This window comes from Peptoniphilus harei (genome assembly GCF_900454685.1).
Classification (GTDB): Bacteria; Bacillota; Clostridia; order Tissierellales; family Peptoniphilaceae; genus Peptoniphilus_A; species Peptoniphilus_A harei.
Genome location: NZ_UATM01000032.1, coordinates 239,482 through 257,036, shown reverse-complemented (window position 1 = coordinate 257,036; position 17,555 = coordinate 239,482). Strand labels below are relative to the sequence as shown.

Here is a 17,555-nt window from a genome sequence, read left to right as displayed (position 1 = left end):
ATGATAACAATTCGTTAAATGATAAAATAGGAATAGGTGATACTATGAACTACAATATACTAGTTTGCGACGATGAGAGAGATATCTTAGACGCAATAGAAATTTATTTAAAGGCCGAGGGCTACAAGGTCTTCACTGCAGAAGATGGGGCCGCCGCTCTTGAAATTATGAAGGAGAATGAAATTCACCTTGCCATAATTGACATAATGATGCCTGTCATGGATGGGATTACACTTATTATGAAGATGAGAGAAGAGACAAATATTCCTATTATTGTATTATCGGCCAAGAGCGAAGTCACAGATAAGATTGTGGGATTAAATGTTGGAGCCGATGATTATATAACTAAACCCTTTAATGCAGTGGAACTTACAGCAAGGGTCAATTCTCTTATAAGAAGATATTTTTCCCTTGGGGCATCTGATATAAAGACTGGGGACTTAAAAATTGGCAGAGTTTCCATTTTTGATGACTCTAAGGAAGTGCGTGTTGAAGATGATCTTGTGAACCTAACACCCTATGAATATAAGATTTTATATTTATTGGCAGAAAATCCTGGAAAAGTTTTTTCTTCAAATGAAATCTATGAGAGAGTCTGGGAGGAAGAGGCTGTTGATGTGAGAAAGATCATTTCTGTTCACATTTCCCACCTTCGCGACAAGATTGAAATCAATCCAAGAAAGCCTGATTTAATCAAGTCTGTCTACGGTATGGGCTACAAGATTGAGGGCAAGTGATGCTAGCTGATTTTAAAGATTTTTTGAAAAATGTCTTTATCGATTTAAGAGACAGGGTTTTTATTGAAAATATTTTTGTGTCTTCAGTAATTATTTTTGAACTCTTTAATATTAACAAGCACTTTATACTTTCCTGGCTTGTGACTCTTCTCTTTGTCCTCTTAAAGATAAGGAGAAAAAAACTTTTTGACACAATTTTTACTTATAACCTCTACAAGTACAGGAGGTTTAAAAATTTTAGGCTCTTTGGTACCTTGAATGTGACCCTAATAATAATGTACATACTTTTTTATAGCTTAATAAGTGGTGGCATAGTTCTCTTAAATGTCCTTCTCTTTATGATTTTAAGGGCAGTCATTATTGTTGAAGTTCAGTTTGCCCAAAACACACTTTCCATTGAACTAATTGAGTCCATCCTCTATGGCTATGAATTTGAAATCCCAGGGCCCTTTGAGAATGAGTACTTGGACAGGATTACTGTCTTAATGGAAGACTTTAAGAAGCGAGACAGGATTAGGCTAGAAGAAAACTTTAGGTCTGAGAGGTTTAAGGTTGATCTAATTACAAATATTTCCCACGACTTAAAGACTCCCCTTACCTCAATAATTAATTATGCAGACCTCTTGTCCAAGAAGGATTCCCTTGATGACGAGGCCAAGGATTTTATTAGCATCTTAAAGAGAAATTCCACTAGGCTAAAGGACTTAATTGTCGACTTGGTCTTTGCCTCAAAGACAAGTACAGGCAACCTATCTATTGAGAAGTCCTTAGTGGAATTAAACGAGATGATTTTGCAAATTTATGCCGATTACGATTCCCTCTTTGAGAAGAAGGACCTAGATTTTTCTTATAAGTCTCAAAGTGATGAGATTTTAATCTACACTGACGTCAACCTCTTTGTGAGAATTGTGGAAAACTTATTTTCCAATGCAGCCAAACACGCAAGGCCAGGGACAAGTGTCCTTGCTGGTGTGATTGAAAGAAAGTCTACAATAGAATTTTATGTCAAGAACATTGTAGACGAAAAAGTAAATATGAACTCTGATGAACTTTTTGAAGAACTTTTAAAGGCTGACAGGTCACGCCACTCTGAAGGGTCGGGACTTGGTCTTAATATAGTTAAGAACCTAGCAGAGCTTCTCGGTGGAGAGGTTAATGTGTCTATTCATGGGCAGTGGTTTGACGTTCATGTCCTCCTTTTAAGGGATTCTGAATGACTATATTTTATTGACAAAGTTTTTAAATTGAAATAAAATAAAAAGAAACCACAGGTTTTTCATAATGGCAATTTTAATTAATTGCCATTTTTTTGTTTTTATTTTTAATAGGGGGAAGCATGATAGAAGAATTTGGAATAAAAAGCTTTAACAAGAAGAAGATGAAGGAATCACTACCCTATCCAATTTACTTAAAGTGGAAGGACGCACTTAGAAACGAAAAGGACTTAGACAGAGAAACTGCCGATGCCATTGCCCATGCCATGAAGGACTGGGCCCTAAAGAATGGGGCAACGCACTTTGCCCACTGGTTCTTGCCCCTATCAGGTCACACTGCCAAGAAGCACGAGGCCTTTATATCCAGGACTTCTGATAACGAACCAATTAATAGGTTCTCTGGAAAGGAACTTGTAAAGGGTGAACCTGACGCTTCATCCTTCCCATCTGGAGGCATGAGGTCTACCTTTGAAGCAAGGGGTTATACTTATTGGGATCTTACGGCAAACTCCTTTGTAATAGGAAGTGTCTTATACATCCCAACTATTTTTATGTCCTATAAGGGAGAAAAACTTGATAAGAGGGGACCCCTTATTGACTCCACAAAGATCCTAAGTGATGAGGGAACAAAGATCGTCAACTTATTTGAAAAGGACGAGTATGCCTACAGGATGAGGGTCAAGGTTGGACTTGAACAAGAATTTTTCCTACTTGATAAGGAAATCTACAAGAAGAGAAGCGACCTAAAGAGTACTGGAAGAACCATTGTTGGAGCACCTTCTCCCAAGGGACAAGAGTTATCAGACCACTACTTTGGACAAATCCCCGCAAGAGTAGAAAAATTTTACAAGGAAGTGGACCAAAAGCTTTATGAACTTGGAATTTATTCTGAGGCTGAGCACAATGAAGTTGCCCCAAATCAATTTGAAATGGCAATTTTATTTGAAAATGTAAATGTGGCTATAGATGACAATCAACTTTTGATGAACATCTTAAAAGAAACTGCCCTAGAAAATAATTTGGTCTGCCTCTTCCATGAAAAACCCTTTGATGGCGTAAATGGTTCTGGCAAGCACAATAATTATTCCATTGTTACAAACTACGGTCTAAATGTTTTTGACCCAGGCGACGATCCCTACAATAACAATGTCTTTTTATTGTTTGTCGCTGCAATAATTGAGGCCACAGACAAGTACCAAAGTCTTTTGAGGGTAAGTGCATCATCAACTTCCAATGACTTTAGGTTGGGGGCAGATGAGGCTCCGCCAGCAATTATCTCCCTCTTCCTTGGATCAGACCTTGAAGAATTATTTAGGGATATAAAGGAAGATATTGAATATAAAAATAATTCTGACAAGGCCTTTAGAGGTTACAACCTCTTAAGTGTCCCAATGGATTCCAGCGACAGGAACAGGACTGCAGCCGTCGCCTTTACTGGCAACAAGTTTGAGTTTAGGATGTTGGGGTCTTCCAAGACTGGATCTGACTTAAACATTGCCCTAAACTGTGCCATGGCAGACTGTCTTGAAAAATTTTATGAAAAGTTAAAGGACTTCCAAGATGACCCTATTAATCTGAGAGAAAAAACTCTTGAACTTGTAAGAGGTGTTATGAAAAAACACGACAGGGTAATTTGTGACGGGGACAATTATTCTGATGATTGGAAGGAAGAAGCCAAGAGAAGGGGACTTGCCAATCACAAGACTTATTTTGATGCCCTAGTTTCTTTGAGAGACTTTGATTTCAATGATATTTTTATCAAGAGGGGAATTTATACTGAAAAGGAAATCAAGGCTTCTTATGAAGTAAACCTCGAAGAAGTGGTAATTTATCACAGTCTTGAGGCCAAGGCCATGGTCTCAATGATCCATAAGGACCTAATCCCTATGGGAATGGCTGAATTAAAAGACCTATCTCAAATTTTAAAATTTAAAAACAATGAAAAACTAAGGACTAAGTATGATAAAATAGACAAGATGATTACAGACTTACTTGAATGTGGAGATGAGATTGAACTTCTCCTTGATCATTCAAATAAAATAGATGAAATTTATAAAAAAGCAGAGTATGTTGAGAGAAATATTGCCACAAAATTACTTGCAACGCGAAAAATTGCAGACCAAATGGAAAAATTAATCTCAAGAAAAAATATGACTTTGCCATCTTACGAAGATATTTTTAATTCACTAAGCTAGGAGGAAGTATGACTAAATTTATATTTGTTACAGGTGGAGTTGTTTCAGGAATTGGAAAGGGAATTTCTGCAGCAAGTATTGGTAGACTTTTAAAGGACAGGGGACTTTCTGTATTTATGCAAAAGTTCGACCCCTACCTAAATGTTGACCCAGGAACTATGAGTCCCTACCAACATGGAGAAGTTTTTGTAACTAAGGACGGAGCAGAAACTGACCTAGACCTTGGCCACTATGAAAGATTTATTGATGAAGAATTAACTAAGGGTGCATCAATTACAACTGGTAAGGTCTACTCAAGAGTTATTGCAAAAGAAAGAAGGGGAGACTATGACGGTGCAACTGTCCAAGTTATCCCACACATTACAAATGAAATCAAAAATGCAGTTTATAAGGCTGCAAAGGAATCTAAGGCTGATGTTGTAATAACAGAAATTGGCGGTACAGTAGGTGACATTGAGTCCCTTCCATTCTTAGAAGCCATTAGACAAATTCACTCAGAAAATAAAAAGTCTGACGTCCTTTTTGTCCACACAGTTCTTGTTCCAAATATTCCTGGATCAGATGAATTAAAAACAAAGCCAACTCAACACTCGTTTAAGGAGCTTATGTCCAACGGAATCAAGACTGACGTAATAATTGTAAGGTCCAATGGAGTGGTTACAGATGACTTGAGAGAAAAAATTTCTCTATTCTGTGACGTTCCAGTGGAGGCAGTTATCCAATCTACAAATGTTGACCTTATATATGAAGTTCCCCTAGTATTCCACGACCAACATCTTGATGACTACATCCTTAAGGAACTTGACCTAGAAGACAGACCAGCTTCCAAGGGCAAGTGGAAGGAAATGGTAGAGAGATTTAAGGACGTAAAGGGCGAAGTGACTATTGGTCTTGTAGGAAAATATGTAAGCCTTCACGATGCTTATCTTTCTGTAACTCAAGCCTTAACTGATGCAGGTTGCGAAAATGGTTACAAGGTAAATATTGAGTGGATAAATTCAGAAGATATAGAAAAAGATGTAAGTGTACTTGATGGACTTGATGGAATAATTGTCCCAGGTGGCTTTGGTTCACGTGGAACAGAAGGTATGATTATGGCATCAAAGTACGCTCGTGACAACCACATCCCTTACTTTGGAATTTGTTACGGAATGCAAGTTGCCCTAATTGACATTGCAAGAAATAAACTTGGCCTAAAGGACGCTAACTCTACGGAAATAAATCCAGACACAAATTATCCAATTATTGACCTTTTAGAAAATCAAAAGGACATAAAAAATGTTGGTGGAACTTTAAGACTTGGTAACTATGACTGCACTCTTGAAAAAGATTCTTTAGTTTATTCTCTTTATGGAGAAGAAAAAATTAAGGAAAGACACAGACATAGATACGAGTTCAACAACCAATTCAGGGGACAAATAAGATCGGCTGGTGTGGCCTTCTCTGGCATCAATGAAGACAAGGACCTAGTTGAAATTATTGAACTAAAGGACGAAGGCTTCTTCGTAGCTTGCCAATTCCACCCAGAATTCAAGTCAAGGCCAACAAAAATTCACCCATTATTTAATGGCTTTGTGAGAGCAGCAATTGAAAAGAAAAATAAATAAAAATAAATAAAAATAAAATCTCATCCATTAAGTTTGTAAGCTTGGGTGAGATTTTTTTATGACTTTGTAAATAGATAAAGCTCTTGCGAGGATGTTTGATTTCAAAAGTTTCCTTGCATGAACTTTTTTAAAAAAATTTATTAGTCAGAAGCAAAAGATTTTGACAAATTAAAAAAATAAAAAAGTCCTGGGCTTTGACCTAGGACTAATCTTATAGGAACTTGTCTTTTAAATTATCCCAGTAGGAATTATTTGAGAAGACGAGTTTTTTTATTGTTTTGTTTGAGAGCCTGATGTTGACCCTGTGCAAGTTGTTGAAGAAATATTCTGACCCGTCAACTAAGAGTAAGTTGGAATCCTTGTATCTCTTCTCAACAACAAGTGAAATTGTGTGGGCTCCTGGAACTATGACAGATGAGCCAAGAGACCTGTAAGCAGCTGAGTTCACTGGAGAGATGGGAGTCATTTGCAAGACGTGAAGGCTTGGGTAGACTATGGCCCCGCCAGAAGAAAAGTTGTAGGCAGTGGACCCTGTTGGAGTGGAAACCAAGATTCCGTCACCAGAAAATTTTTCTACATGATTTCTATCTATGAAGACATTCATGTGGATTGTCTTTGAGTGTGCAGCCTTTAAGACAACTTCGTTCACTGAATAAAACTTGTAGACCTTGTTCTTTGTGTAGATGTCAGATCTTATTAGTTTGATGTCGTCAACTTGGTAGTTGCCATTTTTATAATCTTTGACAAATTCTTCCACTTCCTCAGGTTTTATCTCTTGATAAAAACCCAGGTGGCCAGTGTTTATTCCCACGAAGGGCATATCTGGGAAGTCGTTCTTGTGTATGGCCTTTATAAAGGAACCGTCGCCTCCAATACAAATAGAAAGCTCAGCATTTTTTTTGAAACCATTAAAGGGTTCATATCCATATTTTGTTAAAAGCTTGTGCAAATTATTTGCTGTTTTTTTAGATTCATAATTTGCATTAGTCAGTATATTTATAATTTTTGACAAGACTAAACCCCCTTGATTTTTTGTATCATTATTTATATTATAAACGAATAAAGTTCCCTTGACTAGAGGTGTAAAATGTATAGATTAAATTCCAAAGATTTTTTAAATTTCAAATTCAATGGAAGTTCAAAAGATAAAATTAAGGTAAATGATTTTCTTAAGGAGAGAGGTCTTTCTTCCCGACTTATAAGAAGGTCTGTTAAGAGTGGAAATATTTACTTAAACTCAAGATTAAATAAGAAAAATAAATTTTTAAAGAAGGGAGATATTATTTCCCTTAGGTTTGAAGATGAAGGTCCCAATGGGGCTGTAGAACACAAGGACCTTGATATAGTTTACGAGGACGAGGACCTTGTAATTGTAAATAAAGAGCCTTTTATGGTGACTCACACAGCAAAGGACGATGCAGATGGGACTCTCTTAAACTATCTCTTGGGATATTTTGAAGACCAGGGATTAAAGAGAAAGATTAGGTTTGTAAATAGACTTGACAGGGACACTTCAGGCCTTGTTGTTGCTGCTAAAAATTCTTTTGCTCAAGATAAAATTTCCAGCGACTTCAAAGATGGGGTTGAGAAAAAATATATTGCTATTGTAGAAGGAATTCTAGATGAAAAAGAAGGAATAATTGACGGGCCCATTGCCACAAGTGAAGATGGAATAAGGCGTGAAGTCAATTATGTCATTGGCAAAAAATCTTTAACTTCTTATAAGGTCCTTGGTGAGTACAGGGACATGAGTCTAGTCCTATTGACCCTTCATACAGGAAGGACTCATCAGATTAGGGTTCACATGGCCCACCTTGGCCATCCAGTTCTTGGCGATGGACTTTATGGATCTAAGTCAGACCTTATTAATAGGCAGGCTCTTCATTCATATTCTCTAAAGTTTAAGCTCCCAAGGACTAATAAGGACCTGGAAGTCTTTGCTAAACTGCCAGAGGATTTTTCCTTTTTTCCCGAAGTTTATTGAAAAAACATTTTCATTGAGTTATAATTTACTTAAGTAAATTCTGCGATGTTCGAAGAATGCCTACTTAATTCAACCGACAAATTTAACACGGGAAACTGTGTATCAGCGTCCTATGACAAGCCGTCTTTGAGCGGAAGTCAGAATGCGCTATCAAGTTTTTGACCCACCATGATAATTGGCGGGTGTGAATTAACTAGGTGTCGGCATTGCGGTTTTTACTATTATTTTTATTTTGATTTTATTATTTTTTTCTAATATTTATGGTTTAATGTGATTGAATTAAGCTTTAAAGGGTAAAATATTAATAAATAAATTATATTATAAGGAGAATTATTATGGGATTATTTGATTATTTAGAAGAAAAGAGAAACCAAGCAGTTAGAAGAAGAAGACTTAAAGAAATTTCTAAGGTTGGTACTGGTCTTGCACTAGGAGCTATTGGTGGAATTCTTTTTGCACCTCAAGAAGGTAGAAAAACTCGTGAAGATATTGCTAACAAATCTAAAGAAGCAGCTAACCAAGCTTTAAACGCAGCAAACGATGCTAAGGATACTATTGAATTCAAGGCTTATCAAGCTGGCGAACAAGCTAAAAAGACTTATGCTGACTTAAGAGACAAGGCTACACTTAAAAAATATGAATTTGACGAAGATGTAGAAGTGGCTAAGGCAAAAGCTAAAGCAATTGGAGAAGTTGTTAGAGCTGGTGCTGAAGACATCAAATACGATGTAAAAAACACAACAGAAGAAGTTAAAGATACTGCAGAAGACGTTAAAGACGAAGTAAAAGAAGGCGCAAAAGACGTTAAAAGAGAAGCAAAAAAATCTGCTGAAAATGTAAAAGAATCTGTTGAAGAAACAAAAGATAAGGTAGAAAAAGAAAAAAGAAAATAAGATAGGAGGTATAGAAGATGTTAGATCAAGCATTTACTATAGGTGGCCTACTTAGTTTCCTACTTTATGTAGCTGGTATAGCTGCACTTGTTGCACTATTTCTAGTTCTAATTAATGTATTTAAAATTTTAAAAAATGTTAATGAAATTGTTGAGAGAAACCAAGGTGAAATTGATCACACTATAAAGACTGTTCCTTCCATTATGGATAATGCCAAGGACATTTCTGACAATGTGAACGCAATTTCAACTGACGCTACACAACTTGTAAATGATGTAAAACCAGAAGTCGCAAGACTTGTATCAACTGTAGGTTCTGTTTCAGACACAGTTAATGGTATTACAAGACAAGTCGATGATACTTCTTTTAGAGTGTCAAATACAGTTATGAATATATCAGATGTTATTTCTGATACAGCAAAAACTATTTCACTTAGTTCAAATAACGCCATCGACTATTTTTATATTTTAAGAGAAGTTGCAAAGACTGTTAAAGAAGTCTTTCTAAGATAAGCTAGGGACGGAGTTATTCTTCGTCTCCTTTTATTTTTATAAGTAAGACGAGAGGAAAAGATGAAAAGAGTAAAGATCATTGCCAATCCCAATTCAGGTAGGGGAACAGCACTAAACAAAATTCTAGAACTTATAAAATTAATGAGCAAGGATAATTATGAGATTGAACTCCTATTTACCCACCAAGAAGGGGATGGAACTAGGTTTGCTTATGACTATTCTGGTGAAGATTTCATAATTTGTAGTGGTGGAGACGGGACAGTAAATGAAGTTGTAAATGGGATTTACCTATCAGGAAGGGATACACCTCTTGGAATTCTACAAAGTGGTACGGTAAATGACTTTGCCAATGCCCAAAGGCTTCCTACTTCTCCCAACGCCTTCTACAAGATGATAAAAAATTTCAAGACTAGGACAATTGATCTTGGACTTGCTGGCGAAAGAGCCTTTATAAATGTTGCTGCAGGAGGAATGCTCACAGAAATTGCCTATACTGTTCCAGCTGAGAAAAAGGCTACCCTAGGAGATATGGCTTATTATCTTGAAGGTGCAAGGGTCCTTTTAGAAGAAAGGATTTTAAGAAATCAAAAGAGTCTAAATTTTTATGTAGAAAGTGAAGAGTTCACTGGAAGGGTAGAAGGACTTTTATTCTTAATAACTAACTCCACTTCAGTTGGAGGTTTTAAAAAAATGGCCCCTCTGGCTGATATTTCAGATGGCTATCTAGACGTTTTGATTTTTAAGGGAATTAGGATTTCTGATGTGCCAGAACTATTTACTTCTCTAATGGGTGGCCGACATGTTGATCATAACAAGGTAATGTACTTAAAGACGAAAAATATAAAAATAGAAAGTGATGAGAAGCTCACAATTGATGTTGATGGAGAGAAAGCATCAACACTTCCTATGACTTTCAAGGTTTTGGAAAATAAATTAAAAATAATAGTACCATAAGGAGGAAGCTATGGCATCTACAATTAAAGACGTAGCAAAAATGGCAGATGTGTCCATTTCTACAGTATCAAGGGTAATAAATGACTCGAAACCTGTTAGCCCTGAGGCACGAAGAAGAGTCCTACACGCTATTGACGTATTGGATTACAAACCAAACGAAGTTGCGAGAAGTTTAGTTACAAAAAAATCTAATTTAATTGGTGTAATTGTAGAAGACATTGGATCCAATTTTATTTCACAAATCCTAAGAGGAGTTGAAGAAATTGGAAGAATGTATAAATACGACATACTCCTATCAAGCTCTTATGGTGACGTTGAATCAGAAATGAAGTTTGCCAACCTTCTAGCTCAAAAACAAGTTGAAGGTATTATTGTAATATCAAACTTACACAACCCTAAGCTAGAGTATAAGCTTGAAGAGAGCAAGATTCCCTATGTAATAATCTCAAACTTCTATGAAATCGAAAGATTCTCTACAGAAATAGACTATGAAAAGGCATCTTATGAAATGGTAAAACTTTTAATAGAAAAGGGCCACAAGAATATTGCATCTCTTGCTATTAGAAGAGACTATGACAGGACTTTTGAAAAGAAAAAAATTGAAGGTTACAACAGGGCCATGGAAGAGGCTGGCCTAAAGAAGGTGAACCTACTTGTTGAAGGATTAGAAGCAAGTGACATAGAAGATGAGAAAGAAAAGATTCTTGACACTGTAAAGAAAGAAAATATTACAGCCTTCTTTACATCCTATGACACAATTGCAATCCACCTAATGAATATGCTTTTAGATAATGGCTACAAGACACCAGATGATATATCAGTTACAGGTTTTGGTGGATCTTATATATCAGACATCTACAGACCAAAACTTACAACAGTAAAGGTTCCTTACTATGACATTGGAGCAGTTTCAATTAGGAAAATCCTAAAGAAAATTGACAAGAAAGAAAGCGACTTATCAGAAAATCTTGTGCTTCCATCACAAATTCTTGAGAGAGAAAGTGTAAAGGAAATAAAATGATAAGAGTTTCTATAGAGACAAAAAGTGAAATTATAAAGAGAGGACTTCAAGACATCCTAGAAGGATATGAAGTCCTTGATTTTTATAAAGACAAAGAAAAAGACTTTGATATCCTAATCTTTCAGGACAAGGAACTAGAGGAACTTGAAGTAGAAAAGATTAGATTAATCGACGAGAGGGACTTGCCATTAGTAGTGGAGTATTCTCTTTTAAGTCTTGGAGCTTCAGAAGAAGAAGTTATTGATGCAATAGATAAGACACTTAGGGGACACATATATATAGAAGAAAATTTAAAAAAATTAAGAAGTGATAGAAATAATAAGTTCGAAAAATTAAAGACTCTAAATAGGAGAGAGAAGAAACTCCTAGAAGAAATAATCTCTGGTAAAACTAATAAGGAAATCTCTAGGGAGATTTACATTAGTGAGAAGACAATAAAAAATAACTTAACCCTTGTCTATAAAAAACTTGGAGTAAGCGGAAGAAAAGAAATAATAAAAAATTACAGCCAAATTAAATATTAATAGGTTATAATATGTTAGTGAGACTAACATATTTTTTTTAAATAAAATTAGAAGGAGGAAGACATGAGAGACTACTTAATTTATTTTTTTATCTACGCCTTTGTGGGTTGGGTAATAGAAGTATCTTATCACACAGTAACTAAGGGAAGATTTATAAACCGAGGCTTCTTAGCTGGACCCTATTGTCCCATCTATGGTTTTGGTGCCATAGCAGTAATATACTTTTTAACAGACATAGCAGAGAAGAACAAGATGGTCTTGTTCCTGGGATCCATGTTCATAGCAACTATAATAGAGTACATTGCAGGTTTCTTGCTTGAGAAAATTTTTCACGAGAGATGGTGGGACTACTCTGATAGAAGACTTAACATAGGAGGTTACGTCTGCTTAGAGTTTTCTGTCATATGGGGCATGTTTTGCTTCCTATTATACGAAGCAGTCCATCCAATGATTAGAAAAATGGTAAGCCTAATACCAGAAAGAGTATCACTATATTTGGGAATTGGTCTAGTGATAATTATGACCATAGACCTAATTGCTACTATTAATACACTTATTGGATTAAATAAAGAATTCAGAGCAATAGATAGAATAAGCAAAGACATTAAGAAAGTATCAGATAGGATTGGAGTGAGAGTTTACGACAGGACAGTTCAAATAGAAAGTAGACAGGAAGAGTTAAAGAAGACGAGGGAGTATATTGAATTAGAAAATAGGGTTAAAGAGTTAAGAGAAAGAAGAGAACTAATAAAAGAGAAGAGAATTTTAAAATCCTTCCCCAACCTAACTAATAGATTAGAAGAAAGACAAAGGGACATAGAGGAGTTAAGAGATAGGATAAAAGATCAATACTCAAGAGATTAAAAAAATATAAAAAAGCTCTTGACAAGATAAAAATAAAAGAGTACTATATAACAGTTGTCGAAAAAGACAGCTGTTATATTTTTTTAAAAACAAAAAAGATTTAAAAAAAATATAAAAAACAGTTGACAGATGATTTTCTAGATGCTAATATATAGAAGTTGTCACTTAAGATAGCAAAAAATATTACCGAGTTTCAAGTAAAAACAATTTAAATAAATTGTAAAAAATACTTGACAAAGAAAAAACACGGTAGTATAATAAACAAGCTACTTCAAAAAGTAGCGATGAAACATGATAATTAAATAGTGTGAAGATAGATAAACAATTCGTGATTTAATCACAGATTCTTTTAAAGAATCACAAGCAAACCAGATATTCGTTTAGTTTTGAGAAAACTAATGAGTCATACAAATTTTTTAATTGAGAGTTTGATCCTGGCTCAGGACGAACGCTGGCGGCGCGCTTAACACATGCAAGTCGAGCGATGAAATCTTGACAGATCCCTTCGGGGTGAAGATAAGATGGATTAGCGGCGGACGGGTGAGTAACACGTGAGTAACCTGCCTTAGACATTGGGATAGCCTCGGGAAACCGGGATTAATACCAAATGAAATCATAGGTGCCCATGCACTAATGATCAAAACTCCGGTGGTCTAAGATGGACTCGCGTCCCATTAGCTAGTTGGTGAGGTAACGGCCCACCAAGGCGACGATGGGTAGCCGGCCTGAGAGGGTGAACGGCCACATTGGAACTGAGAAACGGTCCAAACTCCTACGGGAGGCAGCAGTGGGGAATATTGCACAATGGAGGGAACTCTGATGCAGCGACGCCGCGTGAACGATGAAGGCTTTCGAGTCGTAAAGTTCTTTTATATGGGAAGATAATGACGGTACCATAAGAAAAAGCCCCGGCTAACTACGTGCCAGCAGCCGCGGTAATACGTAGGGGGCTAGCGTTGTCCGGAATCACTGGGCGTAAAGGGTTCGCAGGCGGAAATGCAAGTCAGATGTAAAAGGCAGTAGCTTAACTACTGTAAGCATTTGAAACTGCATATCTTGAGAAGAGTAGAGGTAAGTGGAATTTTTAGTGTAGCGGTGAAATGCGTAGATATTAAAAAGAATACCGGTGGCGAAGGCGACTTACTGGGCTCATTCTGACGCTGAGGAACGAAAGCGTGGGTAGCAAACAGGATTAGATACCCTGGTAGTCCACGCTGTAAACGATGAGTGCTAGGTATCGGAATAATTCGGTGCCGCAGTTAACACATTAAGCACTCCGCCTGGGGAGTACGTGCGCAAGCATGAAACTCAAAGGAATTGACGGGGACCCGCACAAGCAGCGGAGCATGTGGTTTAATTCGAAGCAACGCGAAGAACCTTACCAGGGCTTGACATACTGAGGACCGGTATAGAGATATACCCTCTTCTTCGGAAGCCTCAATACAGGTGGTGCATGGTTGTCGTCAGCTCGTGTCGTGAGATGTTCAGTTAAGTCTGGCAACGAGCGCAACCCCTATCTTTAGTTACCAGCATTTCGGATGGGGACTCTAAAGAGACTGCCGATGATAAATCGGAGGAAGGTGGGGATGACGTCAAATCATCATGCCCTATATGCCCTGGGCTACACACGTGCTACAATGGAAGATACAAAGGGAAGCGAGATAGTGATATTAAGCCAACCTCAAAAAGTCTTTCTCAGTTCGGATTGTACTCTGCAACTCGAGTACATGAAGATGGAGTTGCTAGTAATCGCAGATCAGCATGCTGCGGTGAATGCGTTCCCGGGTCTTGTACACACCGCCCGTCACACCATGGAAGCTTGTAATACCCGAAGCCTGCGAGCGAACCTTAGGGAAGCAGCAGTCGAAGGTAGGATAGGTGACTGGGGTGAAGTCGTAACAAGGTAGCCGTATCGGAAGGTGCGGCTGGATCACCTCCTTTCTAAGGAAAATAAATCTTCACACTATTTTAATTATATATATGGGGGTATAGCTCAGTTGGGAGAGCGCCTGCCTTGCAAGCAGGAGGTCAGGAGTTCGAATCTCCTTATCTCCACCAAGAATAGCAATAAATGCTACTCTGAAACCTTCTTAAAAAAAAGAAGAGAACCATAACAACTTAAAAACTAATCAAAATTTCTTAAACAAACAATTAAACTGGAAATAAACAGAAATGTTTATTAACAAAGGTCAAGTTAAAAAGAGCACTAGGTGAATGCCTAGGCACCAAGAGGCGAAGAAGGACGCGACAAGCTGCGAAAAGCTACGGAAAGGAGCAAATATCTTATGACCCGTAGATCTCCGAATGGGGAAACCCACCTCATAAGAGGTATCCTATAGCCAATCCATAACTATAGGAAGCGAACCAGGTGAACTGAAACATCTAAGTAACCTGAGGAAAAGAAAGAAAACTCGATTCCCTAAGTAGCGGCGAGCGAACGGGGAAGAGCCCGATGTGTATAAAGAGACAATAGCCAGCCAAATAATCTGGGAAGATTAACCAAAGAAGGTAAGAGTCCTGTAGGCGAAAGCGAAGATATCCGACACAAAAGAGTACCACGGAACACGAGAAATTCAGTGGGAATATGGGGGGACCACCCCCTAAGGCTAAATACTACTTGGTGACCGATAGCGAACAAGTACCGTGAGGGAAAGGTGAAAAGAACCCCGTGAGGGGAGTGAAATAGAATCTGAAACCTAGTGTTTACAAGCAGCGAAAGTGGTTTTGCACCACGATCGTGTACTTTTTGTAGAACGGGCCAGCGAGTTACGATTACTAGCGAGGTTAAGCATTAAAGATGCGGAGCCGAAGCGAAAGCGAGTCTAAATAGGGCGGAAGTTAGTGGTTGTAGACCCGAAACCGTGTGATCTATCCATGAGCAGAGTGAAGTTGAAGTAAAATTCAATGGAGGCTCGAACCGGGTAACGTTTAAAAGTTATCGGATGACTTGTGGATAGGGGTGAAAAGCCAAACGAACACGGAGATAGCTGGTTCTCCTCGAAATAGCTTTAGGGCTAGCCTCTAGTAAGACATGAAAAGGGGGTAGAGCACTGATTGGTCAAGGGGCATGCATATGTTACCAAGACCTATCAAACTCCGAATACCATATCATGCACTAGGGAGTCAGACTATGTGGGATGAGCTTCATAGTCGAAAGGGAAAGAGCCCAGACCATCAGCTAAGGTCCCAAAATTATAGTTAAGTGGGAAAGGATGTGGAGTTACTGAGACAACTAGGATGTTGGCTTAGAAGCAGCCACTCATTTAAAGAGTGCGTAATAGCTCACTAGTCAAGTGACTCTGCGCCGAAGATAACCGGGGCTAAACTATATACCGAAGCTATGGAACGTATAACGTTGGTAGAGGAGCAATGTATGAAGGATGAAGCAGAAGTCGTAAGGCACTGTGGACATCATACAAGAGAGAATGCTGGCATGAGTAGCGAGAGGTGAGTGAGAATCTCACCCGTCGAAAACCCAAGGATTCCTGAGCAAGGCTCGTCCACTCAGGGTAAGTCGGGACCTAAGGCGAGGCTGAAAAGCGTAGTCGATGGACAACAGGTGGAAATTCCTGTACCGATACAATCGTTAAAGGAAGTGGGGACGCAGAAGGATAATAAGAGCGCCCAGTTGGTGAGGCGTGCAAGCGCAAAGGATGGAAAGTAGGCAAATCCGCTTTCCGAGAAGTCTGAAGCGTAATGCGGATCGAAAACAAGTAGAGAAGCTTATGACTCCACACTGCCAAGAAAAGCCACTACTAGAGAAGTATCGCCCGTACCGTAAACCGACACAGGTAGGTGAGGAGAGAATCCTAAGACGAGCGGAAAAACCTTTGTTAAGGAACTCGGCAAAATGACCCCGTAACTTCGGGAGAAGGGGAGCCCCTGTAAAAGGGGGCCGCAGTGAAAAGGCCCAAGCGACTGTTTACCAAAAACACAAGTTTCTGCTAAGTCGAAAGACGAAGTATAGGAGCTGACACCTGCCCGGTGCTGGAAGGTTAAGGGAAAAAGTTAGCGTAAGCGAAGCTTAGAACTGAAGCCCCAGTAAACGGCGGCCGTAACTATAACGGTCCTAAGGTAGCGAAATTCCTTGTCGGGTAAGTTCCGACCCGCACGAAAGGTGTAACGATTTGGGCACTGTCTCAACAAAGGATCCGGTGAAATTGTAGTAGCGGTAAAGATGCCGCTTACCCACGACAGGACGGAAAGACCCCGTGGAGCTTTACTGTAGGCTGAGATTGAATTTTGGGATTAAATGTACAGAATAGGTGGGAGACTAAGAACAAGGTACGCCAGTATCTTGGGAGTCACCGTTGGGATACCACTCTTTTAATGCTAGAATTCTAACCTAACCCCATGAATCTGGGGAAGGGACACTCTCAGTTGGACAGTTTGACTGGGGCGGTCGCCTCCGAAAGAGTAACGGAGGCGTTCAAAGGTTCCCTCAGCACGGATGGAAATCGTGCGCAGAGTATAAAGGCAGAAGGGAGCTTAACTGCGAGACCAACAAGTCGAGCAGATGCGAAAGCAGGACTTAGTGATCCGGTGGTACCGAGTGGAAGGGCCATCGCTCAACGGATAAAAGCTACCCCGGGGATAACAGGCTTATCTCCCCCAAGAGTCCACATCGACGGGGAGGTTTGGCACCTCGATGTCGGCTCGTCTCATCCTGGGGCTGAAGTAGGTCCCAAGGGTTGGGCTGTTCGCCCATTAAAGAGGCACGCGAGCTGGGTTCAGAACGTCGCGAGACAGTTCGGTCCCTATCCGTCGTGGGCGTAGGAAATTTGAGAGGAGCTGTCCTTAGTACGAGAGGACCGGGATGGACAAACCTCTGGTGCACCAGTTGTACTGCCAAGTGCATAGCTGGGAAGCTAAGTTTGGAAGGGATAAGAGCTGAAGGCATCTAAGCCCGAAGCCCCCCTCGAGATGAGATTTCCCTCGAAAGATAAGACCCCTTGAAGAAAATGAGGTAGATAGGCTCAAGGTGTAAGTGTAGCAATACATTCAGCTAGCGAGTACTAATAGGTCGAAGACTTGACCAAAGATTTAAGGT

12 protein-coding genes, 1 tRNA gene, 2 rRNA genes and 1 other RNA gene are annotated in these 17,555 nt (G+C 38.9%); 15 read left to right on the top strand and 1 reads right to left on the bottom strand.

What is annotated here, in order from left to right:
- Window positions 1–44 precede the first annotated feature (44 nt).
- From DRZ96_RS02665 to DRZ96_RS02650, 4 genes are all read left to right on the top strand, one after another.
- The gene (locus DRZ96_RS02665; protein WP_112889480.1) at window positions 45–737 is read left to right on the top strand and encodes a response regulator transcription factor; all 693 of its coding nucleotides are present in this window, start codon (window positions 45–47) and stop codon (window positions 735–737) included.
- The gene (locus tag DRZ96_RS02660) at window positions 737–1,954 is read left to right on the top strand and encodes a sensor histidine kinase (RefSeq protein WP_112889479.1); all 1,218 of its coding nucleotides are present in this window, start codon (window positions 737–739) and stop codon (window positions 1,952–1,954) included. The genes DRZ96_RS02665 and DRZ96_RS02660 overlap by 1 nt, the downstream gene beginning before the upstream one ends.
- 119 nt (window positions 1,955–2,073) lie before the next feature.
- Window positions 2,074–4,146 carry a glutamine synthetase III gene (locus tag DRZ96_RS02655; protein ID WP_112889478.1) on the top strand — a complete coding sequence of 691 codons (2,073 nt, stop codon included), beginning with the start codon at window positions 2,074–2,076 and terminating at the stop codon, window positions 4,144–4,146.
- Window positions 4,147–4,154: 8 nt separating this feature from the next.
- The gene (locus DRZ96_RS02650; protein WP_112889477.1) at window positions 4,155–5,753 is read left to right on the top strand and encodes a CTP synthase; all 1,599 of its coding nucleotides are present in this window, start codon (window positions 4,155–4,157) and stop codon (window positions 5,751–5,753) included.
- Between the two features lie 211 nt (window positions 5,754–5,964).
- On the opposite strand, the gene DRZ96_RS02645 is transcribed toward DRZ96_RS02650, so the two are convergent.
- Window positions 5,965–6,765, bottom strand: a complete 801-nt coding sequence (locus DRZ96_RS02645) for an NAD(+)/NADH kinase (RefSeq protein ID WP_070700532.1) — start codon at window positions 6,763–6,765, stop codon at window positions 5,965–5,967.
- A gap of 75 nt (window positions 6,766–6,840) precedes the next feature.
- On the opposite strand from DRZ96_RS02645, the gene DRZ96_RS02640 reads away from it, so the two are divergent.
- The 11 genes from DRZ96_RS02640 to DRZ96_RS02590 all read left to right on the top strand — a co-directional run bounded on the left by DRZ96_RS02640 (window position 6,841) and on the right by DRZ96_RS02590 (window position 17,544).
- Window positions 6,841–7,737 carry an RluA family pseudouridine synthase gene (locus DRZ96_RS02640; RefSeq protein ID WP_112889476.1) on the top strand — a complete coding sequence of 299 codons (897 nt, stop codon included), beginning with the start codon at window positions 6,841–6,843 and terminating at the stop codon, window positions 7,735–7,737.
- 34 nt (window positions 7,738–7,771) lie between these two features.
- Window positions 7,772–7,956: non-coding RNA, 6S RNA (ssrS, locus tag DRZ96_RS02635), on the top strand.
- Window positions 7,957–8,072: 116 nt separating this feature from the next.
- Window positions 8,073–8,630 carry a YtxH domain-containing protein gene (locus DRZ96_RS02630; RefSeq protein ID WP_070700526.1) on the top strand — a complete coding sequence of 186 codons (558 nt, stop codon included), beginning with the start codon at window positions 8,073–8,075 and terminating at the stop codon, window positions 8,628–8,630.
- 17 nt (window positions 8,631–8,647) lie between these two features.
- On the top strand, window positions 8,648–9,142 hold the full coding sequence (locus tag DRZ96_RS02625) for a hypothetical protein (protein WP_112889475.1): 495 nt from the start codon (window positions 8,648–8,650) through the stop codon (window positions 9,140–9,142).
- 60 nt (window positions 9,143–9,202) lie between these two features.
- Window positions 9,203–10,096, top strand: a complete 894-nt coding sequence (locus tag DRZ96_RS02620; RefSeq protein WP_112889474.1) for a diacylglycerol/lipid kinase family protein — start codon at window positions 9,203–9,205, stop codon at window positions 10,094–10,096.
- Window positions 10,097–10,106: 10 nt separating this feature from the next.
- A complete protein-coding gene (locus tag DRZ96_RS02615; RefSeq protein WP_112889473.1) occupies window positions 10,107–11,117 on the top strand; it encodes a LacI family DNA-binding transcriptional regulator in 1,011 nt (336 codons plus the stop codon).
- Complete coding sequence (locus DRZ96_RS02610) at window positions 11,114–11,641, top strand: helix-turn-helix transcriptional regulator (protein WP_112889472.1); 528 nt, start codon at window positions 11,114–11,116, stop codon at window positions 11,639–11,641. Before DRZ96_RS02615 ends, DRZ96_RS02610 begins: the two co-directional genes overlap by 4 nt.
- 63 nt (window positions 11,642–11,704) lie before the next feature.
- The gene (locus DRZ96_RS02605) at window positions 11,705–12,505 is read left to right on the top strand and encodes a putative ABC transporter permease (protein ID WP_112889471.1); all 801 of its coding nucleotides are present in this window, start codon (window positions 11,705–11,707) and stop codon (window positions 12,503–12,505) included.
- Window positions 12,506–12,921: 416 nt separating this feature from the next.
- A 16S ribosomal RNA gene (locus DRZ96_RS02600) occupies window positions 12,922–14,446 on the top strand.
- A gap of 41 nt (window positions 14,447–14,487) precedes the next feature.
- Window positions 14,488–14,563, top strand: a tRNA-Ala gene (locus DRZ96_RS02595).
- Between the two features lie 129 nt (window positions 14,564–14,692).
- Window positions 14,693–17,544, top strand: a 23S ribosomal RNA gene (locus DRZ96_RS02590).
- Together the 16S and 23S rRNA genes with 1 tRNA gene alongside form the textbook arrangement of a ribosomal RNA operon.
- Window positions 17,545–17,555 lie beyond the last annotated feature (11 nt).

Coding starts and splice junctions, on each gene's coding strand:
- DRZ96_RS02665 (WP_112889480.1), top strand. CDS start 45: ATGAACTACAATATACTAGTTTGCGACGATGAGAGAGATATCTTAGAC.
- DRZ96_RS02660 (WP_112889479.1), top strand. CDS start 737: ATGCTAGCTGATTTTAAAGATTTTTTGAAAAATGTCTTTATCGATTTA.
- DRZ96_RS02655 (WP_112889478.1), top strand. CDS start 2,074: ATGATAGAAGAATTTGGAATAAAAAGCTTTAACAAGAAGAAGATGAAG.
- DRZ96_RS02650 (WP_112889477.1), top strand. CDS start 4,155: ATGACTAAATTTATATTTGTTACAGGTGGAGTTGTTTCAGGAATTGGA.
- DRZ96_RS02640 (WP_112889476.1), top strand. CDS start 6,841: ATGTATAGATTAAATTCCAAAGATTTTTTAAATTTCAAATTCAATGGA.
- DRZ96_RS02630 (WP_070700526.1), top strand. CDS start 8,073: ATGGGATTATTTGATTATTTAGAAGAAAAGAGAAACCAAGCAGTTAGA.
- DRZ96_RS02625 (WP_112889475.1), top strand. CDS start 8,648: ATGTTAGATCAAGCATTTACTATAGGTGGCCTACTTAGTTTCCTACTT.
- DRZ96_RS02620 (WP_112889474.1), top strand. CDS start 9,203: ATGAAAAGAGTAAAGATCATTGCCAATCCCAATTCAGGTAGGGGAACA.
- DRZ96_RS02615 (WP_112889473.1), top strand. CDS start 10,107: ATGGCATCTACAATTAAAGACGTAGCAAAAATGGCAGATGTGTCCATT.
- DRZ96_RS02610 (WP_112889472.1), top strand. CDS start 11,114: ATGATAAGAGTTTCTATAGAGACAAAAAGTGAAATTATAAAGAGAGGA.
- DRZ96_RS02605 (WP_112889471.1), top strand. CDS start 11,705: ATGAGAGACTACTTAATTTATTTTTTTATCTACGCCTTTGTGGGTTGG.